Origin of the sequence: Dongia sp. (genome assembly GCF_041906375.1) — a bacterium.
Taxonomy (GTDB): domain Bacteria; phylum Pseudomonadota; class Alphaproteobacteria; order Dongiales; family Dongiaceae; genus Dongia.
On sequence record NZ_JAYRJJ010000003.1, the window covers coordinates 38,153 to 63,977 of the forward strand.

Consider the following 25,825-nt stretch of genomic DNA (forward strand, 5'->3'; position numbering starts at 1 on the left):
ATCAGTAGACTCATGAAACCTCCCCGTATTAGCCTCTCTGTGGGAAATTTCCCGGGGGATGGGGCGGTCCGCCGGCGGTCAAAGTCGGCTGGCGCCCATATTTGATGGCGTCTTGGGATGAATATCCGCTCAGTCTTTGCGCGTTTGGATCAAGAAAAGATCGTCTTGGCGATCGCCGCAATCGTCTTTGTCGTGGCGGCCGTGGCTTTGCCGGGCTTCTTCACCACGGCAAACCTGGTCTCAATCGTCCGCAGCGTCTCGGTCCTCGGCATCCTGGCGGTTGGCATGGCCATCGTCATTATCGGCCGGGGCATCGATCTGTCGGCTGTCGCCATCATGGCCATGTCGGTCGCCTGGTATCTGCAGATGCTGGGTGACGGCACGCCAAGCCATATTGCGCTTCTTGTCGCGCTCGGTGCTGTCCTGCTGATCGGCCTCGCCAACGGCTTCCTGGTTGCCTATGCCGACGTCCCGCCGATTTTTGTCACCTTGGCCAGCGGCGCCTTCGTTTTCGGCTTCGTGCGGTCGCAGCTCATCACCCAGGATGCCGTGCCGGTGCCGCCGCAGCATTGGATCGAAATCCTCGGTCGCTCGCGCTGGCTCGGCATTCCGATCGAGGTCTTCCTCTTTTCGGCGATCGTCTTCCTCGCCTATCTCTTCCTGCGTTTCACCAAATGGGGGCGCTACGTCTATTTCGCCGGCGACAATCCGATGGCGGCCCGCAATCTCGGCATCCCTGTGCGGCCGATGATTCTGCTGCGCTACGTTCTTTCGGCCATCATCGCCTTCACGGCGGGCATTCTCACGGCTTCCAGTCTGCTGTCGATCAATACTCGTGTCGTCAATTCGACCCTGCTCTATGACATCGTCCTCGTGGCCGTCATCGGTGGGATCGGCCTTTCCGGCGGCAAGGGCGGCATGCGCAATGTCATCGTCGGCGCCTTGCTGATCGGCATCATGCTGAATGCCATGACCATTCTCGACATCTCCAATCTCTATCAGAACCTCATCAAATCGACGATTCTGCTTGTGGCGATCATCATCGATGGTGTGCTCAACCCCCGCGATGAGCAGACGGCGCAGCAGGGCGATATCTGAAGAAACTTGAACCAACCGACAGACAGGAAAGGTGCCAAATGATCAGCTTCAAGAAGACTCTCATCGCCGCGACGGCGTTGATGACCATCGCCTTCGGCAGCGTTGCCGTGGCCCAGGAAGATCCGGGCCCCGCAGCCTATGCCGCGGCGCTTAAGGACAAGCGCGTGGTCATGGTGCCGATGGCCATGGGCTTCGATCTGGCCCAGGGCTGGGCGGCCTATCTCAAGAAGGAAGTCGAAGCTTTCGGCGGTGTGTTCGAGACCCGTGACCCCAATTGGAGCATCGAAGCTGGCGCCCAGGCGATCACCGAGGCCATCTCCTCCGATCCCAAGCCGAATGTGCTGGTAGTTCATTCACCCGACCTCAACTCCTACGCCAAGCTGTTCAAGAAGGCGCAGAAGGAAGGTATCTACGTCGTTGCCATCGACAACCCGGTCAACTATCCGGTCGATGCCTTCATCGGCTCGGATTGGGATCGTCTTGGCCAACTTGAGGCCGAGGCAGCGATCAAGGCCTGCGGCGAAAACTCGTCGAAGCAGATCGGTCTGGTCCAGGGCGACCAGGTCAATGCGTCGAGCCTCTATCAATATGCCGGCATCATGAAGGTGTTGGAGAAGAACCCCGACTTCAAGGTGGTGGCCAAGCCCGATTCCAATTGGGATGCGACCACGGCGCGCAACGTCACCACGACCATGCTGCAGCAATTCCCGGATATCTGCGCCATCATCGACTTCTGGGATGGCGACGCGACAGGCACGGCTGCCGCGATCCGCGAAGCCGGCAAGCAGGACAAGATCGCCCTGGTAACGACCGGCGGCGGTGAAAAGGTCGATTGCGATGCGCTGGAGAACGGTACCTTCACCGCGGTCGTGATGACCGAACTCCACAACCAGTCGCGCGACATCAACGCGATCCTCAAATACCTGCTGCAGAGCGGGCAGGCTCCTGGTTCCGCGTCGACCTATATCTATACTTTGGAAAAGGCGACCACCAAAGCCGACCTCAAGCCGGCCACCTGCTGGGATCTGAAAGCCCTGCAAGCCGGTCAATAAGCGGCCACCTTGGGGCAACGCGGCCGGCCTTCATGCCGGCCGCGTTGTCGCATCAATTCCGGGAATATCCATGTCGTTACGGGAAACGCTGCAGCGCTGGCGCTACAATTTTATCCCCGATCATCTGATTGGCGAGATTCTGACCAAACGCTGGACCGACAGCGCCATCCCCTTTCTGGCCCTTGTCGTCACGGTAGCCGCATTCGGTACCGCCATATCCGGCTTCTTCAAACCCGCCTCCTTGAGCGATTCCACGCGGCAGCTCGGCGAATTCTCCATCGTCGTGACGGGCCTTACCATCGTCATGCTGGGTGGCGGCATCGACCTCTCGGTGGGATCGATCTTCGCCCTTGCCGCGTTTTCTGCGGTCTCATCGTTGTTCATTTTCGATCTGCCGGTCTGGGTCGCTCTCCTGGCGGCAATCGCAGTTGGTGGCGCCTTCGGTGCGCTCAACGGTTTCCTCATCGGCTATGTGCGCCTGCGCGCCTTTCTCACAACCCTGGTCACCTTCATCATCGGTCGTGCCGTCTACGATATTCTGGTGGTCAATTTCGCATCCAAGGTTCAGCTCTCCGACGTCACCTCGGATCTCTGGGATTTCATTGGCGATGGTACCGTGTTCGGTGTCGCCATCAGCGTCATCGTGGCACTTGTCATTGCCGTCATTGCGCACATCGCCCTGACCCGGTCGCGGCCCGGCTGGCATATCCTGGCCGTCGGCGGCTCGCGGCGCTCGGCGCACAATGCCGGTATCCGCGTGCGCGAGACGGTCTTCATGACCTATGTCATCTCCGGCATCTGCTGCGGCATTGCCGGCTTCCTCTTCGCCTGCCGCCTGAGCGGTGCCGGGCCGGGAACCGGCCTAAACCTTGAGATCATGGCGCTCACGGCAGCCGTTGTCGGCGGCAACAGCCTCGGCGGCGGACGCGGCTCGATCGTCAAGGGGTTGATGGGCGCCGTCATCGTCCTGGTGATGACCAACGGCCTCATTCGCCTAGGGTTCGGGACGGGCACCAATCAGATGGTGCTGGGCCTGATGCTGGCCGCCGCGGTGACGCTTGATATCCGCTGGCTGAAGAATCGCCACAAGGTCCTCAACGAGGTCTATGTGGCACCGATCTATCACCGCATGGGCGAAACGCAATCGGCCGAGCCGGATTCCGGCTCGCCCTACGCCCTCGATAACCGCCTTGCCGGCACCCAATATATCGGCCTTGGCGAACTCGAAGGCCCGGAGGATGTCATCCTTGACGAGGATGACAATCTCTATTGCGGCACGCGGCATGGCGAAATCATCCGCTTCTTCGCACCCGACTATAAGAAATCCGAGGTCTTCGCCCATACCGGCGGCTTCCCGCTCGGTCTCGCCTTCGACAAGGCCGGCAATCTGATTTCCTGCGTCGGCGCCATGGGGCTCTATTCAATCTCCAGGGACCGCGTCGTCACCAAGCTGACGGCGGAAACGCGGCGCAGCTGGACCTCGGTCGTCGACGATGCGCGGTTGCGCGATCCCAATGATTGTGACGTCGCTCCCGATGGTCGGATCTTCTTCACCGATTCCACCAAGCGCTACGACGCCCATGATTGGGCGCTGGATTCGATCGAAAGTCGCGCCACTGGCCGGCTGCTCTGTTACGACCCGAAGACCGGCAAGACGACGACCCTGCTCGACAACTATCTCTATGCCAACGGAGTCTGCATCGCCCATGACGGCAAGTCGCTGTTCTTTGCCGAATCCTGGGCCTGCCGCGTGCATCGTTATTGGTTCGACGGGCCCAAGGCGGGGCAGGTCGAATGTGTCATCAAGGACATGCCGGGCTATCCCGACAATATCAACCGTGCGTCGGACGGTACCTATTGGATGGCCTGGCTCGGCATGCGGACGCCGAGCTACGACCTGTCGCTGCGCCATCCCGGCATGCGCAAGCGCATGACCCGGCGCCTGCCGCAGGATGAATGGCTTTTCCCCAATATCAATACCGGCGGCATCGTCAAATTCGACGAGACCGGCCGGATTGTCGAGGCGCTGGGCGATCTTTCCGGCGTTTCGCACCCGATGGTGACATCCATGCGCGAGCATAAGGGGTCACTCTTCGTCGGCGGCATTCTCAACAACCGGGTGGGGCGCTACCGGATTCCGGGCGCCAATCCCGAATGGACCGGCATCCGCTCATATTGGGGAGGGGCCAAATGATCTTCGACCCGATCCTCGATCTCTTTCGCGGCAAGGCCGTCACCATCCCGCCCCTCGACGGTGCCTTCCGCCCGAACAATGCGCTGGATGAGGCAGACCTCAGCCTGCAGGTCACAGCACCGGACAATCTCACCGTCCATGGCAGCCGGTTGTTCTTCACCTCGGGTGGCGATCTCCTCGAACTGGTGCAGGGCGAGGCCACGGCGCAGGTGCGGGGAAGCTACGATTGCGACATCAGTGCCCTTGCCAGCTCGCCTGGCGGCCATCTCGCCGTAGCGCTCGATGACGGCAGGCTCTTCGTCGACCAGCGCGAAATCAAGCTGCCGCCGAGCGTCAAATGCCTGACCGCGATGAGCTTTGCCGATGCGACGACGCTCCTGCTCTGCAATGGCTCGGCCACGCATCGGCCGGGCGATTGGGCGGTCGATCTCATGACCCGCCAGGCCAGCGGATCGGTCTGGCGCTTCGATCTCGCCACCAACAACGCTGCCTTGCTGGCCGGTAATCTGGCTTTTCCAAATGGCGTGTTTGCGACCGATGGCGGGGTCATTGTTGCCGAAAGCTGGAAGCATCGACTCATTTGCCTCACCGATGGCAAGGTCTTGCCGCTGCTCGAAAAACTGCCGGGCTATCCAGCGCGGTTAACACCTGCCTTGGGGGGCGGTGCTTGGCTCAGCCTCTTTGCCCCGCGCAACCGGCTGGTCGAGTTCGTCCTGCAGGAAGAAGCCTATCGGCGCGACATGATCGCGTCGGTGCCACGCCCCTATTGGATTGCACCCAGCCTGACGTCGGGGGCGAGCTTCCTCGAGCCGTTGCAATGCGGCGGCATCAAGACCATGGGCATTCACAAGCCCTGGTCGCCGTCGCGCTCCTATGGCCTGGTGGCGCGCCTTGATACCGACCTGCGGCCGGTCGCTTCCTATCACAGCCGCGCCAATGGTGCGCGCCACGGTGTAACCAGTGTAGCCGAGTACGGTGGTTACGTCTGGGTTGGCGCCAAGGGCGGAAACGCGCTTCTCAGCCTGTCGCAGAAGGGGTGACAAATGGACCCGATCATTGAGATGCGACAGATCACCAAGGCCTATCGCGGCGTTCCTGCCGTGAAGGACATCGATTTCGACCTTTTCCGGGGCGAGATTCATGCCCTCCTGGGTGAAAACGGGGCGGGAAAATCGACCCTCACCAAGGTCATGGCGGGAGTCGTGGAAGCGACGAGCGGCGAGATGCGCTACCGGGGCAAGGTTGTCAAATTCGCCTCGCCGCACGAAGCCTTGCAGGACGGCATCGCCATGGTGTTTCAGGAAACCAGCCTGGTGCCCTCCATGACCGTGGCGCAGAACCTCTATCTCGGCGAGGAGAAATTCCTCAACCGCTTGCGCGGCATCTACATTTCCGCCCAGCAATTCCTGCAATCGCTGAATTTTCCGGTCGATCCGATGGCGGTTGTGGAAACGCTGGGTGCTGCGAAACGGCAGATGGTCGAAATCGCCCGCGCCGTCCATCACAAGGCGGAAGTGATCATCTTCGACGAGCCGACCGCCACCCTGACTCCGGAAGAGAAGCGCCATTTCTTCGCGCTGATGCAACGGCTTAAAAGCCGCGGTGTCTCCATCGTCTTCATCAGCCATGCGCTGGAGGAAGCTCTCGCCCACGCCGACCGCATCACCATCATGCGCGATGGCGAGCATGTCATCACGGGGAATGCCAAGGATTTCGACCGCGAAAAGATCGTCCGCGCCATGGTCGGCCGCGCTTTGTCGGACGAGCTTTACGGCAAGCAGCGCGATGCGGCAAAGCTCAGGAAGGCCGGCGCCAAGGTGCTGTCGGTCGAGGATATTTCCATGGGTGCCGTGGTCCGCAACAACTCGTTTTCGGTCTTTGAAGGGCAGATCACGGGCGTTTTCGGCCTTATCGGGTCGGGCCGGACGGAGACCTTCAAGATCATCTCCGGCATCTACAAGCGCAATTTCCTGCGCGGCGGCGAGGTGCAGCTGAACGGCGAACCGGTCCGCTATGTTGTGCCGCGCGAGGCGGTGAAGGACGGCATCGTCTATGTGACCGAGGATCGGAAAAGCGAAGGCTTCTTCGAGACCATGTCGATCGCCGAGAACCTCTTTTCCGGCCTGCTCGCTTCGGGCCGCGAGAAGCACAGCTATGTAAGCTTGCGCGAAATGCAGGAGCTGGCGGCGGAATGGAAAGGCACTCTCAACATTAAGGCCATCAACGACAATGCCCGCGTGGTTGAGCTTTCCGGCGGCAATCAGCAGAAGGTCGTGATCGGCAAGGGGCTGGTGCAGAAGCCCCGCATCATCATCTTCGACGAACCCACCCGTGGCGTCGATGTCGGCGCCATCGCCGAAATCCATCAATTGATCAACCGCCTGGCCGATCAGGGTCTCGCCGTGGTGGTGATCTCATCCTATCTGCCGGAAATCATGAATCTTTCCGACCGTATCCTGGTCTGTCGCCAGGGCCGCATCGTCGAAGAATTTTCGCCGATCGATGCGACGGAGGAGAAAATCATGTACGCCGCAGTGCATTGAAAAGGAACGCGAACCATGGCGACCGTAAAACTACCGACCATTGCCGAAGCCGAGAAAAATCCGGCGGTAAAGGAAGTCTATGACGACATCCGCGCGACGCGGAAATCGGACTTTATCAACAATATCTGGCGCGGGCTCGCCAACAGCCCGGATCTGCTGAAGCGGATCTGGTTGCAGATCAAGGCGGTCATGGCGACGCCGAGCGCGATCGACCCGCTGACCAAGGAAATGATCTATATCGCTGTCTCGACCGCCAATGCCTGTTCCTACTGCGTGCATTCGCACACAGCCGCCGCGCGTGCCAAGGGCATGACCGACGAACAGCATAGCGAATTGATGGCGATCATCAGCCTGGCCGGGCAGACCAATCATCTGGTGACGGCGATGCAGATTCCCCTGGATCCGGAATTCGAGGTCAAGTCCTAGCCCAGGCGCCTACGTGGCGGCGGTCGAAGGCGACTGATTTGATCACCGCATAGACCTCCTTGCCGGGGTGGAGTTCCAGGTGCCGGACCGATTTGGGCGTGACGCGCGCCAGGAAATGGCCGCCGTCATGGTCAAGCTCCACGTTCACCATGCCGCCGTCATCGTCGCGCAGCGCCACGATGCGGCAGGGGACGATGTTGAGGGCGCTGATGTCGGTGGGGCGGCTGAGGCTCAGCATCACGTCCCGCGCCTTGATCTGGATGCGCAGCGCCATGCCGATGGGCGCCGCCAGCGCCGGAATGCGTAATTCGCCGAGCGGTGAGACGAGGACACTGAGCTGATCCTCGACCTCATGACGGGCGATCGTTGCGTCGATCAGGGATCCGGCGCCGCTTTCGTCCTGGGCCGTGAAGGGCAGCAGGTCGAGGCGGCCGAGGATATCGGCCGCCGCTCCGCTGGCGATCGATTTGCCGTCGGCGAGCAGCACGACCGAGGTTGCAAGGCGTGCAATCTCGGAGACGGCATGAGTCACATAGATGATCGGCACCGCGGCATCGTCGCGCAGGCGCTCGAGATAGGGCAGAATCTCGCCCTTGCGGTCATCGTCGAGCGAGGCGAGGGGCTCGTCCATCAGCAGGATGTCGGGATTGGAGAGGAGCGCGCGGCCGATGGCGACGCGTTGCTTCTCACCGCCTGAAAGATTGAGCGGCCGGCGCGTCAGCAGGGCGCCAATCCCCAGCATCGACACCACGTGATCGAAATTTGCCGACCCGCGCAGCTTGGCGAACCAGGCACCGTAGAGCAGGTTCTGCTTGACGGTGAGATGTGGGAAAAGCCGCGCTTCCTGAAAGACGTAGCCGATGCGCCGTTGATGCGCCGGCAAATCGATTCCGGCCTCGCTGTCGAACAGAACGCGCGGCCCGATCTTGATACGGCCGGAATTCGCGCGCATCAGACCCGCCATCAGGTTGACCAGGGTGGTCTTGCCCGAACCTGAGCGGCCGAAAAGGGCCGTGATTCCGGCCCCGCTCACGAAATCGGCGGCGAGGTCGAAAGTGCCGATGTGGTGCCGGAGGCTGATCTCGATACTCATGCGCCCACCACCTTGCGGGCGATGCGGCGTGCCAGCAGTTCCGAGAGGATGAGCGCCCCCATGGATATGGCGATGGAGATGATGACCAGGCGCATGGCCGCCGTCTCGCCGCCGGGCACATTGGTATAGGTGTAGATGGCAGTCGGAATCGTCTGCGTCTCGCCGGGAATATTAGAGACGAAGGTGATGGTGGCGCCGAACTCGCCCAAGGCCTTGCCGAAGGAAAGGATGGTGCCGGCAATGACGCCGGGGAGGGCCAAAGGCAGAGTGATGGTGCAGAAAACCCAGATGGGTGAGGCCCCTAGCGTCGTCGCTGCCGCTTCCAGCCTTTGATCCACCAGTTCGATGGAGAGGCGGATGGCGCGCACCAGCAGCGGAAAGCCCATGATGCCGGCAGCCAGGGCCGCACCCGTCCAGCGGAAGGCGAACACGATGCCGAACCATTGGTCGAGAATTTCGCCGATCGGCCCCTTGCGGCCAAAGAGGAGCAAGAGAAGATAGCCGGTCACGACCGGCGGCAGGATGAGGGGCAGATGGACGAGGCCGTTAAGCAGCGTCTTCCCCCAGAAGTCTCGCCGCGCCAAGGCCCAGGCCACCAACAGCCCCGGCAGCAGGCTTGCCGCCGTGGCTGCCAGGGCGATCTTCAGGCTGAGATGGATCGCAACGAGTTCTTCCGGGGTGAATGACGGCACGAAACCTACTTCAGGATTTTGAAACCTGCCTTTTCGAACAGGGCCGTGGCAGCCGGTGACTTCAGGAAGCTGAGGAAGTCAGCCGCGAGCGGCGCCGTCGATCCGGTCAACTGAGCGATAGGATAGATGATCGGCTTGTGCGAGTCCTCCGGGAAAGTATCGATTACCTTCACCTTGGGATCGGCATTGGCATCGGTCTGGTAGACGATGCCGAAGGGCGCCTCGCCGGTCGCGACCAGGGCCAGGGCTGCCCGCACATTCTCGGCCTGCGCAACCTTGCCCTCGACATGGGCCCATACGCCCAGTTTTTCCAGCGAAGCCTTGCCGTATTTGCCGGCGGGGACGGCCTTCACATCGGCCATGGCGAGCTTGCCGTTGCCCACGGCACCGGCAAGATCGAAGCCCGGAGCGATCTTCAGCGCAGCCGCGCTGTCGGCCGGCGCCACCAGCACCAGCGTATTGCCCAGCCAGTTGCTGCGCGTTCCGTCCTTCACCTGCTTGGCTTTTTCGACATGATCCATCCAGTCGAGATCGGCCGAGATGAAGAGGTCGGCGGGTGCTCCGCTTTCGATCTGCTTGGCCAGCGCCGAACTGCCGGCATAGGAAATGGCGACGTCGCCGCCTTTCTCTGCCTTGAAGGCGGCGGCAGCATCGTCGAGCGGGCCTTTGAGGCTGGCGGCAGCGAAGACGATGATTTTGCCGTCTTCGGCCTTGGCCAATTGCGGCGTAGCGGCAAAGGCGGTGACGGCAATTGCCGCAGCAAGAAGCGAACGGCGTGTAAAGAAGGCGATCATGGATGGCTCCCCGGTGTTTCGTTGTAGTCAGCCGTATATATCGGATTTGCCCCTGCCGTCAAAGCCGATCTGATCGCCTTTCGCGTGACTTCTTGCGCCGCCTTGTCCTAAGATCGGTGCCGATTAGTCATTTGTTTCAAAAGGCTTGAGAGGAATTTGCGATGGCGCATGACGCACCGGCTGCGGCTTCAGGTCCCACCAGGCTGGCGATCCGCAATATCGGCCTGATCCTCAGCGGCGATATCGCCAACCCGATCCTCGCCGGGGATGCGGTGCTGGTCGAAAACGGCAGGATCAGCGCCGTCGGCCGCGAGAAGGATCTGCATCTGGACGGCGCCGATACGATCATCGATGCCCAGGGGACGGCCCTGGCGCCGGGCCTCATCGACAGCCATGTGCACCCGGTTGCTGGCGACTGGACGCCGCGCCAGAACCAGATCGGCTGGATCGATTCCTCGCTCCATGGCGGCGTCACCACCATGATCTCGGCCGGCGAGGTGCACATGCCGGGTAGGCCCAAGGATATTGTCGGCCTCAAAGCCATGGCGATCTTTCACCAGCGCTCCTTTGCCGCTTTCCGCCCCGGCGGGGTCAAGGTGCATGGCGGTGCGCCCGTCATCGAGCCAGGCATGACCGAGGAAGACTTCAAGGACCTGGCGACCGCCGGGGTGAAGCTGCTCGGCGAAATCGGCCTCGGCGGCGTCAAGGACGGCATCACGGGTCGCCAAATGGCTGAATGGGCGCGCAAATACGGAATCCAGTCGACCATCCATACCGGCGGGCCGTCGATCCCCGGTTCCGGCCTCATCGACAAGGACGTGGTGCTCGAAGTCGATGCCGATGTGGTGGGTCATATCAATGGCGGCCATACGGCCTTGCCCGACAGCCAGATCCGCTGCATCTGCGAGGGCTGCAAGCGCGGGTTGGAGATCGTGCATAACGGCAACGAGCGCGCCGCGCTCTATACGCTGCGTACGGCCAAGGAAATGGGTCAGCTGGAGCGCGTCATCCTCGGCACCGATGCGCCGGCGGGGTCCGGCGTGCAGCCGCTCGGCATCCTGCGCATGGTCTCGATGCTGTCGGCGCTGGGCGACATCCCGGCCGAGATCGCCTTCTGCTTTGCCACCGGCAACACGACCCGGATGCGGAAGCTCGATACCGGACTGATCGAAAAGGGCATGGCCGCCGACTTCGTCTTCCTCGACAAGGCGCAGCATTCGGCAGGCAAAGATCTGCTGGAATCCGTGCGTCTGGGCGATTTGCCCGGCGTCGGCATGGTCGTCATCGACGGCATCCCCCGTATCCAGCGGAGCCGCAATACGCCGCCAGCCACGAAGATCCCGGATCTGGTGAAGGGGAAGCTGGGGTAAGGTCGCGCCGTCGGCTAACTGATCGCCTTCAATAGTGCAATCACTTGCGCCCGCTGGTTTGCATCGAGCGGGGTCATCGTTTCTTCGGTGATGGCGGCGGCGATGGGGAAGCCGCGTTCGGCTTCCTTACGGCCGGTTTCGGTGAGTGCCACGAGAACGCGGCGGGCGTCGTCGGGGTCGGGACTGGTTTCGATATAGCCCCGCGTGCCCAGCCGGTCGACGACGCCTTTGATGGTGGCAGCGTCGAGAGCCACCAGGCGGCCCAGCTGGTTTTGCGAGGTGGGGCCAGTCTCATAGAGCTTGGCGAGTGTCGCCCATTGCGGGGCAGTGAGGTCGTTGCCGAAGGCGGCGGCGAAGATAGCGGTATGGCGCTGGCTCACCTTGCGGAGGATAAAGCCGATCTGGTCGTCCAGCGCGTAATGGCGGTCCGCATCCGGCATTTTCGGGCGTTGCGGGTTTGCCATCAGCGCAAACCGTCTTCGCCCTTGATCTGGTCCTTGGTGAGGCCACCCACGCGCGGCAGCGGCCGGCCGCTATCGGTCACGGCGACGGCCACCATGATTTCATTGGCGCGCGGCGCGTCGTTGACGCGCACTTCCATGCCGTCGAAATGGCTGCGCACAAAGGCAGCGTCCTTGTGGCCCAGCGGAATGTCGAGCACCACGCCAAGCCCGCCCCGCTTCTTGGAGGAAGGAATGAGGGCGGCGCCTTTGCCGAGCACCTTGCGCACGGGCGTGCCGAGCTTGGGATGCAGGATGGCGGCGGCATGCTCCAACTCGCCGTTCTCGCCGACGGCGGCAGCCTTCCCATAACTTTCGGCCTTGGCGCCGTCGATGCCGAGTGCCGCCACGGCCTTTTCAGCCAGCAAGGCGCCCAGTTCCTCACCGATATCCATCAGCGGCGTCAGATCCTCGACATATTTGCCGGCAAAGGGATTGGCGATGATGGCGACGGCCGCAGCGCGGCGGGTCGGCGGATTGATACCTTTCTCCATCTCGCGATGCGTTTCCTCGACGAAGGTGACGATCTTCCGGATCTCGGCTTTCATCTCAGTCCATCCTCTCCCTTGATCTCGCTGGCTTTGAGGCCGCCGACGCGCGCATGAATGCGGGGGCCGGTCGTCATAACCAGGGCCAACAGCAATTCGTCGGCGCGCGGCGCGTCATTGAGGCCGACTTCCATCGCATCGAAATGACTGCGCACATAGGATGCGTTGATATGCGTAACCGGTATGTCGAGCCGCGTTCCCGGCCCGCCGACCTTTTTCGTCGAGGCGACAATGGCCCTGGTATCGCCCAGCACTTCGCGCATGGCATAGCCGCCGGGGACGTGCCACAGGGCGGCGTGTTCCGCCTCGCCATTGGAGCCGGCGATGGCGCCTTTCCCATACCCCTCGACGATCTTCGGATCGCCGCCCAGGGCCGCCACCATGTCGCGCGCCATGGCGAGACCCAGCGGCTTCAGATCGTCCATGAAGCCAGCAATATCCTCGACATACCGGCCGGCGAAGGGATTGCGGATCACGGCGATGGCGGAAACGCGCTTCAATGGCTTGGCTGCGCGCGGGCCACCTTCGTGAAAGATCTCCTCGACGGAGATCAGGCGCTTGCGGATCTCAACTTGCGGCATGGGCTTCGACTTCCTTGGTTCGCCCGATGGTCGTCATCAGGCCGGGTGATGTATGAACCAGCCGGGTCTGGCCAGAAAGATGCAGGGCCGCGGCGTGGATCTGGCCGCTGGCCTGGAGACTATCGGCAAAGCGCACGCCACGGGCAAGGGCACGGGCGATTTCGGCCTTGCTCAGTGTCCCGACCGCGCGCGTCACCAGGCGCGGGCCCAGATCGCTGTCAGGCTGCAGGGAATCTGCCGGCACGCGGATGATGCCCGGATGGTTGGGGAGATCCACCGCATTGGCGATCATCGTGGCGGCTGCATCGGCGCAAGGGGCATCGGCGGCCAGGACCGTGACCGCATCGGCGATCCCCAATGAAAAGCTGCGCCCGTGGCGACCGCTGGTGGCGATGCCGCGAACCTTGTCGCTGTGCCTGATCGCAAGTTTGCCGAAGAGGCGCGGCTGGTCGGGCCGGTCGACCATGCCGATCTCGAAGGTAGCGCCTTCATCCAGATGCAGTGCGATATCGCCGCCATTGTTCACATAGGCACGCGCGAGGGGCGCTGCCGAAACCATGGCGTTGAGAACCGCCTCGGCCCCGGCGCCGGCAACGGCGACCATGGGCGTGATGAAATACTGGGCGGCATAGGGTTGAGCGGCTTCGGTCATGCGGCGCGCGACGGCACCTTGCGGTGACGCGCTGTCCTTGGTGAGGCGCTGGCGCAGTTGCGGCAGTTCGGCGCAAAGTTCATCGAGCAAGGTCGCAAATCGCTCGCAGGCCGCATCATAGGCGGCGTCGATCGCGGCCGGAGCACCGTCGGCCTGGATGATAAGGTCGATCGGCCCGTCCTGCAGATGCAGGCGGCGCCCGTCTGGCAGATATCGCGCCTGCTGCCGCTTGCTCATGCCGACCGGTCCGTGCGGCTATGGAAGGTGAGCGGCCACGGCGCTTCGCCATGCTGTGTCACCTGGTGGCGCTTCAGTCCGTCGGCGGAGAGCGCGGAGAGGCGCTGCACATGATCCATATGGCCGCCGAGCGCCGCGTAATCGTCGAGGCGCAGGGTGAATTCGATCGGCGCCACCAGGGCCGGCGTCGGTACATAGCCGAAGGCGTTCTGCGGCAGCAGGGTCACATCTACCATGAGCGTGATGCCGCCGCCCGGCCAGACATAGGCCGGTGCGCCGCCGCAGGTCACGAGGGTAAGGGCGCGTTTCACCGATTGCGTCAGGCGCACGGGGTTTTCGGTGACGCCCGCGCGCAAGCTCCCGCCGGCGCCGCCCATGAACAGCACGGTGGAAAGGGCCGGCTCGCAATTTTCCTTGATGCGTGCCACGGAATCCTGCAGCGGCCTGGGCAGATCGCGTTCGACCGGCTTCAGCGCTTCGTCGAGCACGAAGTAGGCGGCATGTTCTCCCGTGGTGCTGACCATCAGCATGCTGCTGCCTGGCCGCGCCACCTTGGGGTCGAAGGGCAGCAGGATCGAAAGCGGGTCGGAAATGTCCGTGCCGCCCCAGCCGGTGCCGGGCTCCGCCACCTGGAAATAGCGTCCCGGCGTCGATTTTCGGCCGCGCATCCTGATCCCGGTATCGGGAATCCCGAGCAGCTTGCCGGCCTGATGTTCGGAGAGAACGCCGGTGATATGGTCGTCGACCACCACCACCTCGTCGACCTTGCCCTGCCATTGCTTGGCGAACATGCCGATGGTGGCGGAGCCGCAACCGACACGCATGCGCTCCTCGGCCACGCCGTTGACGATCGGCGCCTTGCCGGCGGCGACGATGACGGTGGCACCGCCGTCGATGGTGAGTTCGACCGCTTCCTTGTTGCACAGGGCCAGCAGCGTGTCGCAGGTGACGCGGCCCTCCTTCTTCGATCCGCCGGTGAGGTGGTGGACGCCGCCCAGCGAGAGCATCTGCGAGCCATATTCGCCGGTCGTGACGTGGCCGACCGCCTCGCCCTGCGCGCGCACGGTCGATTGTTCCGGGCCCAGGAACCGATCGGTGTCGATTTTGATTTTGACTCCGCAATAGCTGAAGATGCCCTCGGTCACGACGGTGACCATGTCGATGCCGTCAACTTCCGCGGCAACGATGAAAGGCGCCGGCTTATAGTCCGGATAGGTCGTGCCGGCGCCGATGGCGGTGACGAAGGTGCCGCCGGCATGAAGAATGTCGCCGTCCCATTCGGCCATCTGTCCGCCGAAAGGCACCACGGCTTGGCCTTCGGACAGCGCCTGGCTCAGCAGGATATGCGGATCGACGCGGACAAGCTCGCCGGCCCTGTTGGCATAGCGGTCACAGGCGCCGGTCTGGCCGTCGCGGATATAGCAGAGCACGGGGCAGGCATCGCAGCGGATCTTGCCGTCGATGATCTTGGGTCCGACCTCGTTCGAGACGTCATTCATCGGGGCTTCGCTCATGGCTGGGCCTCCCTGATCGCGGCGCGGATGCGGTCGGGTGTCGCCGGCACGCGCGTCAAGCGGATTCCGGTCGCATCGGCGATCGCGTTGAGAATGGCGGGTGCCGTTGGAATAAGCGCCTGCTCGCCGATGCCCTTGGCGCCGAACGGACCGACCGGTGAGGCGTCCTCGATGAGGATCGATTCGACCGGCGGCACATCGCCGATGGTGGGAATGAGATAGTCATGCAGGTTTTCACCCCTGCCGGGATGGAATTCTTCCATCAAGGCCAGGCCGATCCCTTGCGCAATGCCGCCCTCGATCTGGCCTTCGATCAAGGTCGGGTTGACGGCGCGGCCGACATCATGGGCGGCGGTGATTTTGATGAGTTGCACGGTGCCGAGTTCGGTATCGACCGCAAGCTCCACCAGATGTGCGCCGAAGCCATAGACGGCATAGGGCACGCCCTGGCCGTCGGCGTCGAGCGGGCTGGTCGGCGGATCGAACGTTTCTTCGGCGGCCAGCACATAGCCGCGCGCATCGGGGGGCAAGGCGGCGAGATCGATCGGATGGGCGACGCTGCCATCCTCAACGGTGATGCGGCCTGGCGTGAAGTGCAGGGCCGCCTCCGGGCCCGCATTGGCGAGACGCAGGATTTGCCGGCGCAAAGCCTCGCCCGCCAGCTGCGCCGCCTTCCCCGTGACGAAGGTCTGGCGCGAGGCGGAGGTCTTGCCGCAATCGGGGGTGAGGTCGGTGTCTGCGCCAATGAGATCGAAATTCCCAAGCGGCGCGCCAAGTGCATCGGCGCAAAGCTGGGTGATGACGGTGTTCGAGCCCTGTCCGATATCGACGGCGCCCTGATGCAGGGCGAGACGACCGTCGGGCTTCAGGCCCAGTCGGATGGTGGAGGGGTTGGGCAGCGAGGTATTACCGCAGCCATACCACATGCCGGCGATTCCGACGCCGCGGCGAACATGCGTGGGACGCGCGTTGGCCGCCTTGGCATCAGCGTGCGCGCGCTGCCAATGCGGCTGCAGGCTTTCAAAACAGGCGCGTATGCCGGTGCCGGGACCGAGGATCTGGCCGGTGACGGTCGGCTGGTCCGGCCCCAAGGCGTTCTTCAGGCGGAAGTCGAGTTTGTCGATCCCCAACTTCTCGGCCAGCATGTCATAGAGCTGCTCCTGCGCGATGGCGGCCTGGGGCACGCCGAAGCCGCGAAAGGCGCCGGCGGGCACCGCATGCGTGTGGATGGCCCGCGTGCGTGCGCGGTAGTTCGGCACGAAATAGGGGCCTGAGGCGTGGACGGGAACGCGATTGGCGACAGTGGGACCCCAGGAGGCATAAGCGCCGGTGTTGAAATCGCCAGCGAAATCGAGCGCCGTGAGCTTGCCGTCCCGCGAAGCACCGACGCGCACATGCATGTGCCCGGGATGGCGCTTGGTGGTGGTGGCGATGGATTCGGGCCGTGAATAGACCATGCGCACGGGCCGTTTGAGATGCCAGGCCGCCACCGCGATGAAAGGCTGCACGGAGAGATCAAGCTTCGAGCCGAAGCCGCCACCGACCGCGGTCGGGATGATCCGCACCGCCTCCGGCGCGATGCCCAAAATCTTGGCGACGTCGTCGCGGTCCATGTAAGGGGATTGTGTGCAGGCCTGCACCTCGATGCGGTCACCCACGCGCCGCGCGATGCCGGCCTCGGGTTCGATATAGGCATGCTCGACGAAGCCGGTGTCGAAGACGCCTTCGACCATCGCGTCCGACGCGGCCAACGCCGCTTCGGCATCGCCGCGCTCGACGCGACCACGGACCAGGACATTGTCGGCGCGGTTCTCGTGCAGCAGCGGCGAATCTGCGGCCAGGGCCGCATCAAGGCTAAGGATTGCGGGCAGTTCCTCCCATGTCACGGGAAATTGCCTCAGATCAAGCGCCTCGATCGCCCGCGCATCACCGACGATGGCAGCGATGGCTTCACCCTTGAAGCGTGTTTGGGCCACGGCGAAAACCGGCTGGTCGGCGAAGGGCCCGATGACGCCATAGCAATTAGGTCCCGGCACGTCGGCTGCGGTGAAGATGCGGTGAATGCCCGGATGCGCCCGCTGATAGGCAGCCAGATCGCCCAGAGTGAAGCGGGCATGGTGATAGGGCGCGCGGATGGCGCGCAGCAACAGCGCTTCCGATTCATGCCCATCGGCGCCAAACATGTCGGCGCCGGAAACCTTGCGCATGCCATCCAGGCGGTCGATGCGCGCGCCCACGGCGGCACCAGATTCCGGCAGTGACGGTGCGGGATGGGTGGAGCCCACATCCATCACCGCGGCGATGATCTTGCGATAACCGGTGCAGCGGCACAGCACGCCGCCGAGCGCATCCTTCACGGCCGCCTCGTCCGGTGCCGGATTTTCCGCGAGCAGCGCGGTGGCTGCGATCAGCATGCCGGGCGTGCAGATGCCGCATTGTGCGGCGCCATGGCGCAAAAAGGACTGCTGCAGCTTCGCCGCCATGGGCGATCGGTCGGGCAGGCCTTCAATGGTGGTGACGCTACGACCGCTCACCTGGCCGGCCGCCATCAGGCAGGCGCAGACCGGTTTGCCGTCGAGCAGCACCGTACAGGCGCCGCAATCCCCCGCATCGCAGCCGATCTTGGTCCCGAACAGGCCCAGATCGTCCCGCAGCACATTGCTCAATCGCCGCTCCGCCGGGGTCGCCACCGCAATCTTGCGGCCGTTGAGCGTGAAGGGGATGGCTGCGCTGCTATCGTGCATGGTTCACGCCCCGCCGCTTTTGGCGAAGCAATCCTGAATGGCTCGCCGTACCAAGGTGGCGGCGGCATCGCGTCGATAGGTGGCTGTCGCGCGCACATCGTCGATCGGTGACAGAGCCGCCAGCCTGCCGGGTTTCACGGCGGCGGCAATCTCGCTGACCGTCCGGCAGCCGATGAGCACTTTTTCCAGGTCGCCCAGGCGCTGGGCCACCGCCGAGCAGGAACCGATAGCCACGCGCGCATCGGCTATGGCGCCGTCAGCGTCGCGCCGGAGGGCGATGGCGATCATGGCAATGGAGATGACGAGATAGCGCCGGGTGCCGAGCTTGAGAAAATATGTGGCGAGGTCGTCCGCGGCACGCGGCACTAGGATGGCCGTCACGATCTCATCCGTGGCGAGGTCGGTCTGCCGGTTGCCCCGAATGAAATCTGCCAGTGGCAGCGTGCGCAATCCCCGCGCCGAGGCGATTTCGATCCGCGCGTCGAGTGTCAGGAGGGGCGGCACGCTGTCGGCGGCCGGAGAGGCATTGCAGAGATTGCCGCCGATCGTGCCGCGATTCTGGATCTGGATGGAGCCGATTTCGCGAGCGGCCGCCTTCAGCGCATCGAAGCTGCCGGGCAAGGGGGCGGCCACGATCTCGCTCCAGGTCGCACCCGCCCCGATGCGGATCAGGTCGGGCCCGAGGGTAATCGCGGACAATTCGGCCAAATGCGCAATGTTGATGACTGGGCGCGTCTCGGGCGCTTGGGCAAGGCCCGGGAAGAAATCCGTGCCGCCGGCGATCAATCTGCCCCCATGCTGGGCAAGCAGGTCGATGGCTGCGTGGAGCGATGCCGGCTGCAAAAACATGGCGGGCGCAATGTCTCCGGGATTGGCTAATTCATTTGTATGCAAATGATTGTCCTGCCGAGCGGCTTTAGCGTCAAGAGGCTAAGTGGCCGAGATGCCGATTGCGCGGAATCGCCAAATCCCCAAAGAATGATGGCCCCTTTCGGATTGCAGTATGATTCCTGGCAGAGATTTTCCCGGCAAAACGGCCCTGGTGCTGCTCACTTCCCTCGCGGTGGTCATCAGCCCTGCGTTGGCCTTTGCCCATACCGGCGAAAGCGGCTTGGTGCTCCTGCTGCCGACTGACTATTACCTGCTGGGCGGGACGCTGGCGGTGCTGGCGTCCTTCTGTCTCATCTTCTTGTGGCCGGCCGCGCGCCTCGAACGGCTCTGCGCGGCGTCGCTGCCGATCGGCAGCTTGCGGGTTCCATCGCAAACCGCGATCAGCGCCATCGCCTGCCTGTTCCTGACAGCGCTCATTCTCAGCGGCCTGTTCGGTAGCCGCGACCCGCGCAGCAATCCCCTGCCGGTCACGATCTGGTCCGTCTGGTGGGGTAGTTTCGTGTTTGTCCAGGCGGCCTGCGGGGACCTGTGGTACTATCTCAATCCCAGCATTGCGCCCAGTCGCCTGGTTCGGTCGCTGTTGCGCCGGCCGGCGGCGCTGCTGCGGTACCCGGGCTGGCTCGGCCATTGGCCGGCGATCCTGAGCTTCGGCTTCTTTTCATGGCTGGAACTGGTCGACCTGGCGCCGGACGACCCAACAAGGCTCGCGCGCTTCGTCCTGCTCTATCTCGGAGTCACCATCGCGGGCATGGTGCTCTTCGGCGAGGACATCTGGCTGGCGCGGGGTGACCCGTTCAGCTTCTTCCTGCGCCTGTTGGCGCATCTCTCGCCGATCGATCCCCGGCCCATGCCGGCGGATCCGGCCCGGCGGCGGCTTTTTCTGGTCCTGCCGGGAAGTCGGCTGTTTCATCTGCCGGCCTTGACGCTCAGCGGCACGCTTTTTGTTCTGATGACCTTGAGTTCCGTGTCATTCGACGGCCTCAGCCGGACCTTTCGTTGGCTGAGCCTTGCCGGAATCAACCCGCTGGAATTCCCCGGCCGCAGTGCCGTACTGGCGTTCAATACAACCGGGTTGTTCGGCGTTTGGCTCGTCGTTGCCGCCGCCTATCTCGGTGTCATCGCCCTGGGACAATTGATCAATCCGACGTGGAGGTTGGTCCGGGCCGCCGGCCTGCTTGTCATCAGCATCGTGCCGATAGCACTCGCCTATCATTTCGCGCACTATCTCACGATCCTGCTGATGGAACTGCAATATGTGGTCCAGATCTATGGCGACCCGCTCGACCGAGGCTGGAATCCGCTTGGACTGCAGCCCAATTTCGTCACGGCCTCCTTTCTCAACGACTATCACGCCGTCAGCATCATCTGGAACCTGCAGGCGGGTGCTGTCGTGCTGGGACATCTCGTTGCCGTCGCGGTGGCGCATGTGCTGAACGCCCGCCTGGGTGGAACCGGCTGGCGCGCGGTGGTAGCGCAGGTGCCGCTCGCCATCCTGATGGTGCTCTACACGCTGTTCGGCTTATGGCTGCTGGCTGCACCCAATATCGGCTGACGCAGCCTTATTGAGTTTTGCGCCCTGCCGTGTTCTAGTTGGTGACATCATTTGTGTGCAAACGGTCGCCATAAGACCGGCACGCCGCATTGAACTGCCATATCGATTCTGGGTCCACTCACGACAGGGAGTAGTGCGATGAATCAGAAGACGCCGCGCTCCGGCGCAAAAAAAGGCCTGATCACAAGACGTTCCGCGCTGAAAACCATCGGCGCTGCCAGCGCCCTGGGCCTCGCCCCGGGTTATGTGCGCTATGCCCAGGCGCAGACCTCCGAGCCGCTGAAACTCGGTTTCCAGCTCCACAGCACCGGCATCGGCGCTGCCTATGGCCGCTGGTATGACCGCACCACCCAGGCGGCGGTAAAGCTCATCAACGAGGCTGGTGGCATCGCCGGGCGGCAGGTCGAGATCATCACGGAAGATGACGGCACCGATCCCAAGCGCGGCGCCGAAGTGGTCGAGAAATTTGCCAGCCAGCACAAGGTCGACATTGTCTTCGGGACCCTTTTCTCCCATGTCGTGATCGGATCGGCGCCCCGTGCCGGCGAGCTGAAAATGCCCTATTTCGTGGTGAGCGAGGGCTATCACGTCGCTTCTGGCGCCCTAAACCGCTATGTCTTCCAGCCCGGCATCACCGATGTGCGTTCGCAGGTCAGTTCCATGGCGCCGTGGATCGCCGGTAATCTGGGCAAGAAGGTCACCATGATCTTCCCCGACTACGCCTTTGGCCACGACCACCGGGACTTCTTCACCGCGGCCATCGAGAAGCAGGGCGGCAGCATCGCGGCACTCCTGCCGATCCCGCCGACGGAAACCTCCTATACGAAATATTTCCCGCAGATTCCGGCGGAAACCGAAGTGATCTATCACGTCATGGTCGGTCCAGGCGTGCTCACCTTCGTCAAGGAGATGGGGGAGCATTTCGGGTCGCAGCGGCCGCAGATTTTCGGCTTTGTCGACTCGCTGGAAGCGGTTGATCTCGCCAGCCCGGGCCTCGAATTCCTCGAGGGGACCTATTTCTGGGAATCCTACCCGCGCTATGTCGGTGCCAAGCAGGCGCCGGAAGACAAATTCTACCGTGAGCATGTCGGCGTCGATCGCAATGGCGCCAGCGTCGCCGACCCAAAGGATATTTCAACCTTCTCGCACATGTTCGGCTGCTGGGAGACGCTCTATGCCATCAAGCAGGCGGTCGAGGCCAGCGGCTATAAATCGCCGGCGGACAAGGCGGCTCTCATAGAGGCGACCGAGGCGATTACTGGCTTTGCTGCCGGCAACGATCATCCGCAAGGCGAGAAGACCTTCGATGGCAAGCGGCATCAATGCTATGGCCATCAGTTTATCTCCAAGGTCGAAGGGCAGAAGCTCAACGTCGTACACAAGACCTCGATTGAGGACGGCATGTACGAGAACGATACCGACTACACCAAGCAGCCGCTCTAGGCTGAGGTTTCGTGAGCGGGGGCGGCGATCGGCCGCTTCCGCCTTTTCTTTCGGAGTCTGCCGCCTTTGAGTCTGGGGCCGCATCTGCTGCTGGCATTGTTGGAAGGAACAGTCGCGGCCTTCGTTCTGGCCGTGACGGCGCTTGGCCTGTCGCTGGTTTTCGGCGTCATGCGCATTGTCAATGTGGCGCATGGAGAGTTCTTCATGTTGGGCGCCGTGCTTGCCTGGTGGATCACGTCGCTGGTACCTGAAGCCCCTTTCTGGGGCTTTCTGCTGGCTCTCGCGATGGCGCCGCTCGGTGTCGGCGCCATCGCCGTTCTGGCTGATAGATTCGTTCTGCGGCGCCTCAATTACCAACCCGAGGCAACCATCGTCGCCACGATCGGCCTGCTTTACATCCTGCAGCAGGCGGTGCTCAGCATTTACGGACCGGAGGCGCGGCCCGTGGTGGCGCCGATCAATTTCCGCATCGTCTTTCCCTGGTTCGGCTATTCCGGCTACAAGCTGGTTGTGGTCGGTGCCGCTACCTTGCTGCTGATCGCGGCCTGGTATGGGGTCACGCGCACCAAATTCGGCCTCATCATGCGCGCCACCCAATTCGATGGGGAAACGGCGCAGGCATTCGGCATCCCGGTTGCGCGTGTCTATGCCGCCGTCTTTGCCCTGGGCGCCATGCTCGCCGCCGCTGCCGGTGTCCTGGTGGTGCCGCTACAGCAGGCGCATTATTTGATGGGCCTTGATCCGTTACTGCTTTCTTTCATCGTCGTCATCATCGGGGGGCTCGACAGTCTCAAGGGCACGATTCTCGCCGCTTTTATCGTCGGCCTTTCCGACGGTATCATCTCGGTCTTCTTCTCGCCGACCCTGGCCAAGATCATCGCTACACTGGCCGTGTCGCTGGTGCTGGTCTTCAGGCCCCAAGGCCTGTTCGGGAGCAAGGCGCGATGAATGCGGCCACCAGGGCGCGTCGTATCCTCTTGCTCCATGGTGGGCTGCTGGCGCTCCTGTTCCTGTGCCAGTTCCTGTTGCCCGACTATCATCACACCAATTTCGTCAGCATCATGGTCCTGGCCGTCTATGCCATGGGCTACAATCTGCTGGTCGGCTATACCGGCCTCCTCAGCCTCGGTCATGCGATGTTCTTTGCCGCGGGCCTTTATGGCGCCGGCATGGGCGTCTACTATTTAGATCTGCATCCCGTGCTTGCCTTCATCATCGGTTCGGCGGCCGGACTGGTCCTTGCCGTCGCCATCGGTCTGGTGGCCTTGCGCACCACGGGTGTCGCTTTCATGATCGTCACGATGATGTTCGCCCAGGCCGCGTTCCTGGTGACGCTTTATTTCAACGACATCACCCATGGCGATGAAGGATTGACTCTGACCCAGGCAGCGCGTGGCTTTGCGCTGTTCGGGTTCACCATTGACCTTACCAATCCCGACCTCCGGTACAATCTTGCCTTGGCGCTCTTTGCCGGGGCGCTGGTGTTGACTTTGATGGTCGTCCTTTCGCCCGTCGGCCGCATTCTCATCGCCATCCGCGAAAACGAAGAGCGGACCAGGATGCTGGGCTATGACGTGCGCCGCTACAAGCTGGCGGCGTTGGGCATGTCCGGGCTGCTGTCGGGTGCCGCTGGTGCCGCCTACGTTCTCTTCTTCGGTTATGTCGGATCGAGTTTCGCCGCCATTCAGTATTCGATCTATCCGCTGCTCTGGGTGCTGCTGGGCGGTGTCGGTACGGTCATTGGCCCGATCATCGGGACGCTGCTGATGTTCTACCTGGTCGAAATCTCGCGCGACTATACCAGCAGCTACATGATCGTCGTCGGTGTCCTGCTGGTCCTGCTGGTATTGTTCTTTCCAAAGGGCATTGCCGGCACCCTGCGGGCGCGGGGGCGGAGCTGGATTCCATGAGCTTGCTTGAAACCAAGGGGCTGGCGCGAAGCTTCGGTGGTATCCAGGCCGTGGCCGGCATGGATATCGCCCTGGCGCCAGGCGAAATACGCGCTGTTATCGGGCCCAACGGCGCCGGCAAGACGACCTTCGTCTCGATGATCTCCGGCCGGGTCACCCCCAGCGCCGGCTCGATCACCTTCGAGGGCCGGGACATCACGGCGCTGAAATCCTGGGAGCGTGTCTTGCAGGGCATCGTCTATACATTTCAGATCACCAGCGTCTTTCGCAATCTGAGTTGTTTCGACAATGTGGCCCTGGCGGCGCAACGGCATTTGAGCCGCGATATTTCCTTTTGGCATCAGCCGGACCAAGCGACGGTCCGGGCCGACACGGAAAGCGCGTTGGCGCGGGTCGGCTTGACGACACGCATCGATGAATTGGCCGGCGAACTCTCCTATGGCCATCAGCGCCTCCTCGAAGTGGCGATGGGGCTCGCCTTGCAGCCCAAGCTGCTCATTCTCGACGAACCCACGCAAGGCCTCTCCGAGCAGGAAATCTCCGGTTTCTGTGCGCTGGTGAAAGAGATCGCCCGGGGCGCCACTATCCTGCTGATCGAGCACAATATGGATGTGGTGATGGAACTGGCCCACCGCATCACCGTCATGAATAACGGCACGCTGCTGGCCGAGGGAACCCCGGACGAGATCATGACGAATGCCGACGTGCAACGGGCCTATCTGGGAACTTGATGCTGAAGATCGATCGCATCAACTGCTTCTATGGCAATGTGCAGGTCCTGCGCGATTTTTCGCTCGACCTCGCACCGGGCGAGGTGCTGTGCCTGCTGGGACGCAATGGTGCCGGCAAGACGACGGCGCTGAAGGCCATCATGGGCCTGGTCAAGGCGCGCAGCGGCAGCATTATGCTGGATGGCATGGACCTGACACAGCTGCCGCCGCATGAGGTGCCGAAACAGGGGGTCGGCTATACGCCGCAAGGGCGACGGCTCTTCTCCGAACTGACGGTCGAGGAGAATCTGCAGATAGGCCTGATGACGCGCGACAAGGGCGGCGACACGCTGGCGCGGGTGCTGGACCTCTTTCCCTTGCTCAAGGAGCGGTTGCGCCAGCGATCCGGCACCTTGAGCGGCGGCGAGCAGCAGATGCTGGCAACAGCCCGGGCACTCTGCGTCGAACCCAAGGTGATGCTGCTCGACGAACCCACCGAAGGGCTGATGCCGATCATGATCGGCAAGATATTGGAGATCGTGGCGAAGTTGAAAGAATCCGGCGTTGCCACCATTCTGGTCGAGCAGCGGGTTGAATCGGCTCTCCATGTGGCCGACCGCGTCGCTTTCATCGAGAATGGTCGGTCAGCCGAGATCGTTTCGCCGGATCATCTGCGGGCTGATCCGTCCTTGCTGCACCACTATGTCGGCGTCGGGGTGCGACGTTGACGGCGCGCATCGTCATGCTCAACGGCGTCGGTAGCGCCGGAAAAAGCTCAATCGCCAAGGCGCTGCAGGAAATCACTGAGACACCTTTTCTGCATGTCTCGATGGATGTCTTCTGCGAGATGCTGCCGCCGGGCTATTTCGATCATCCGGAGGGTTTTCGCTTCATCAACGGGGAAGAATCGGGCAAGCCGTCGGTGGCTATCGAGACGGGTCCGGTCGGCGCGCGTTTGATGGATGGCATGCGGCACGCTATCGCGGCCCTTGCAGAGCGCGGCAACGATCTCATTGTCGACGACGTCATGCTGGCGGACGAGCCCATCGAATACCGGCGCCTGCTGGCGCCCTATCGCGTACATTGGGTGGGCATCCTGGCGAGCCTGGAAGTGCTGGAGGCGCGCGAGCGTAGCCGGGGCGATCGCCTGATCGGTCTGGCGCGCTGGCAATTCAACCGGGTCCATGCCGGCCGGCGCTACGACTTGGAGATTGATACCGACACACTGTCCGTGGTGGCCGGCGCGCGCATGATCAAGGATCGCTTTGGTCTCTAGCCGTC

General features: G+C 62.8%; 24 protein-coding genes. 14 read left to right on the forward strand and 10 right to left on the reverse strand.

Features of this window, described 5'->3' with window-relative positions; translation table 11 throughout:
• Positions 1–165: 165 nt before the first annotated feature.
• The 6 genes from ACE3OA_RS11630 (at position 166) to ACE3OA_RS11655 (ending at position 7,313) form a co-directional block, all read left to right on the forward strand.
• Positions 166–1,098 carry an ABC transporter permease gene (locus tag ACE3OA_RS11630; protein ID WP_374310933.1) on the forward strand — a complete coding sequence of 311 codons (933 nt, stop codon included), beginning with the start codon at positions 166–168 and terminating at the stop codon, positions 1,096–1,098.
• 38 nt (positions 1,099–1,136) lie between these two features.
• Positions 1,137–2,150 carry a sugar ABC transporter substrate-binding protein gene (locus ACE3OA_RS11635; protein WP_374310934.1) on the forward strand — a complete coding sequence of 338 codons (1,014 nt, stop codon included), beginning with the start codon at positions 1,137–1,139 and terminating at the stop codon, positions 2,148–2,150.
• 70 nt (positions 2,151–2,220) lie between these two features.
• Positions 2,221–4,344 (forward strand): ABC transporter permease, encoded by a 2,124-nt coding sequence (locus tag ACE3OA_RS11640; RefSeq protein ID WP_374310935.1) that lies wholly within the window; start codon positions 2,221–2,223, stop codon positions 4,342–4,344.
• Entirely contained in the window at positions 4,341–5,384 is a 1,044-nt protein-coding gene (locus ACE3OA_RS11645; protein ID WP_374310936.1) for a hypothetical protein, read from the forward strand. The genes ACE3OA_RS11640 and ACE3OA_RS11645 overlap by 4 nt, the downstream gene beginning before the upstream one ends.
• A gap of 3 nt (positions 5,385–5,387) precedes the next feature.
• A complete protein-coding gene (locus ACE3OA_RS11650; RefSeq protein ID WP_374310937.1) occupies positions 5,388–6,887 on the forward strand; it encodes a sugar ABC transporter ATP-binding protein in 1,500 nt (499 codons plus the stop codon).
• Between the two features lie 15 nt (positions 6,888–6,902).
• On the forward strand, positions 6,903–7,313 hold the full coding sequence (locus ACE3OA_RS11655) for a carboxymuconolactone decarboxylase family protein (RefSeq protein WP_374310938.1): 411 nt from the start codon (positions 6,903–6,905) through the stop codon (positions 7,311–7,313).
• Here ACE3OA_RS11655 and modC read toward each other — a convergent pair.
• Genes modC through modA form a run of 3 tightly spaced genes read right to left on the reverse strand, consistent with a single transcriptional unit; the run spans position 7,303 to position 9,892 of the window.
• Positions 7,303–8,406, reverse strand: a complete 1,104-nt coding sequence (gene modC / locus ACE3OA_RS11660) for a molybdenum ABC transporter ATP-binding protein (RefSeq protein ID WP_374310939.1) — start codon at positions 8,404–8,406, stop codon at positions 7,303–7,305. The genes ACE3OA_RS11655 and modC overlap by 11 nt on opposite strands.
• On the reverse strand, positions 8,403–9,098 hold the full coding sequence (modB, locus tag ACE3OA_RS11665) for a molybdate ABC transporter permease subunit (RefSeq protein WP_374310940.1): 696 nt from the start codon (positions 9,096–9,098) through the stop codon (positions 8,403–8,405). The genes modC and modB overlap by 4 nt, the downstream gene beginning before the upstream one ends.
• A gap of 5 nt (positions 9,099–9,103) precedes the next feature.
• Positions 9,104–9,892 (reverse strand): molybdate ABC transporter substrate-binding protein, encoded by a 789-nt coding sequence (gene modA, locus ACE3OA_RS11670; RefSeq protein ID WP_374310942.1) that lies wholly within the window; start codon positions 9,890–9,892, stop codon positions 9,104–9,106.
• Positions 9,893–10,053: 161 nt separating this feature from the next.
• Between modA and ACE3OA_RS11675 the strand changes: the two genes are divergently transcribed.
• Positions 10,054–11,262, forward strand: a complete 1,209-nt coding sequence (locus ACE3OA_RS11675) for an Enamidase (RefSeq protein WP_374310944.1) — start codon at positions 10,054–10,056, stop codon at positions 11,260–11,262.
• A 14-nt stretch (positions 11,263–11,276) separates the two neighbouring features.
• On the opposite strand, the gene ACE3OA_RS11680 is transcribed toward ACE3OA_RS11675, so the two are convergent.
• From ACE3OA_RS11680 to ACE3OA_RS11710, 7 genes are read right to left on the reverse strand one after another with little or no spacing between them, the layout of a single operon-like run.
• Complete coding sequence (locus tag ACE3OA_RS11680) at positions 11,277–11,726, reverse strand: MarR family winged helix-turn-helix transcriptional regulator (protein ID WP_374310945.1); 450 nt, start codon at positions 11,724–11,726, stop codon at positions 11,277–11,279.
• Positions 11,726–12,310 carry an amino acid synthesis family protein gene (locus ACE3OA_RS11685; RefSeq protein WP_374310947.1) on the reverse strand — a complete coding sequence of 195 codons (585 nt, stop codon included), beginning with the start codon at positions 12,308–12,310 and terminating at the stop codon, positions 11,726–11,728. The genes ACE3OA_RS11680 and ACE3OA_RS11685 overlap by 1 nt, the downstream gene beginning before the upstream one ends.
• The gene (locus ACE3OA_RS11690; RefSeq protein ID WP_374310948.1) at positions 12,307–12,891 is read right to left on the reverse strand and encodes an amino acid synthesis family protein; all 585 of its coding nucleotides are present in this window, start codon (positions 12,889–12,891) and stop codon (positions 12,307–12,309) included. The genes ACE3OA_RS11685 and ACE3OA_RS11690 overlap by 4 nt, the downstream gene beginning before the upstream one ends.
• Positions 12,878–13,780, reverse strand: a complete 903-nt coding sequence (locus tag ACE3OA_RS11695) for a UPF0280 family protein (protein WP_374310949.1) — start codon at positions 13,778–13,780, stop codon at positions 12,878–12,880. Before ACE3OA_RS11695 ends, ACE3OA_RS11690 begins: the two co-directional genes overlap by 14 nt.
• Entirely contained in the window at positions 13,777–15,294 is a 1,518-nt protein-coding gene (locus ACE3OA_RS11700; RefSeq protein WP_374310950.1) for a 6-hydroxynicotinate reductase, read from the reverse strand. Before ACE3OA_RS11700 ends, ACE3OA_RS11695 begins: the two co-directional genes overlap by 4 nt.
• On the reverse strand, positions 15,291–18,038 hold the full coding sequence (locus tag ACE3OA_RS11705; protein ID WP_374310951.1) for a molybdopterin-dependent oxidoreductase: 2,748 nt from the start codon (positions 18,036–18,038) through the stop codon (positions 15,291–15,293). The genes ACE3OA_RS11700 and ACE3OA_RS11705 overlap by 4 nt, the downstream gene beginning before the upstream one ends.
• A gap of 3 nt (positions 18,039–18,041) precedes the next feature.
• The gene (locus ACE3OA_RS11710; protein ID WP_374310952.1) at positions 18,042–18,887 is read right to left on the reverse strand and encodes a xanthine dehydrogenase family protein subunit M; all 846 of its coding nucleotides are present in this window, start codon (positions 18,885–18,887) and stop codon (positions 18,042–18,044) included.
• A gap of 154 nt (positions 18,888–19,041) precedes the next feature.
• Between ACE3OA_RS11710 and ACE3OA_RS11715 the strand changes: the two genes are divergently transcribed.
• The 7 genes from ACE3OA_RS11715 to ACE3OA_RS11745 all read left to right on the forward strand — a co-directional run bounded on the left by ACE3OA_RS11715 (position 19,042) and on the right by ACE3OA_RS11745 (position 25,820).
• The gene (locus ACE3OA_RS11715; RefSeq protein WP_374310953.1) at positions 19,042–20,481 is read left to right on the forward strand and encodes a hypothetical protein; all 1,440 of its coding nucleotides are present in this window, start codon (positions 19,042–19,044) and stop codon (positions 20,479–20,481) included.
• Between the two features lie 138 nt (positions 20,482–20,619).
• On the forward strand, positions 20,620–21,924 hold the full coding sequence (locus tag ACE3OA_RS11720; protein ID WP_374310954.1) for an ABC transporter substrate-binding protein: 1,305 nt from the start codon (positions 20,620–20,622) through the stop codon (positions 21,922–21,924).
• Between the two features lie 66 nt (positions 21,925–21,990).
• On the forward strand, positions 21,991–22,872 hold the full coding sequence (locus ACE3OA_RS11725; protein ID WP_374310955.1) for a branched-chain amino acid ABC transporter permease: 882 nt from the start codon (positions 21,991–21,993) through the stop codon (positions 22,870–22,872).
• Complete coding sequence (locus tag ACE3OA_RS11730; RefSeq protein ID WP_374310956.1) at positions 22,869–23,834, forward strand: branched-chain amino acid ABC transporter permease; 966 nt, start codon at positions 22,869–22,871, stop codon at positions 23,832–23,834. The genes ACE3OA_RS11725 and ACE3OA_RS11730 overlap by 4 nt, the downstream gene beginning before the upstream one ends.
• Positions 23,831–24,565, forward strand: coding sequence for an ABC transporter ATP-binding protein (locus ACE3OA_RS11735; protein ID WP_374310957.1), 735 nt, complete (start codon positions 23,831–23,833; stop codon positions 24,563–24,565). Before ACE3OA_RS11730 ends, ACE3OA_RS11735 begins: the two co-directional genes overlap by 4 nt.
• Complete coding sequence (locus tag ACE3OA_RS11740; RefSeq protein ID WP_374310958.1) at positions 24,565–25,272, forward strand: ABC transporter ATP-binding protein; 708 nt, start codon at positions 24,565–24,567, stop codon at positions 25,270–25,272. Before ACE3OA_RS11735 ends, ACE3OA_RS11740 begins: the two co-directional genes overlap by 1 nt.
• The gene (locus tag ACE3OA_RS11745; protein WP_374310959.1) at positions 25,269–25,820 is read left to right on the forward strand and encodes a chloramphenicol phosphotransferase CPT family protein; all 552 of its coding nucleotides are present in this window, start codon (positions 25,269–25,271) and stop codon (positions 25,818–25,820) included. The genes ACE3OA_RS11740 and ACE3OA_RS11745 overlap by 4 nt, the downstream gene beginning before the upstream one ends.
• Positions 25,821–25,825 lie beyond the last annotated feature (5 nt).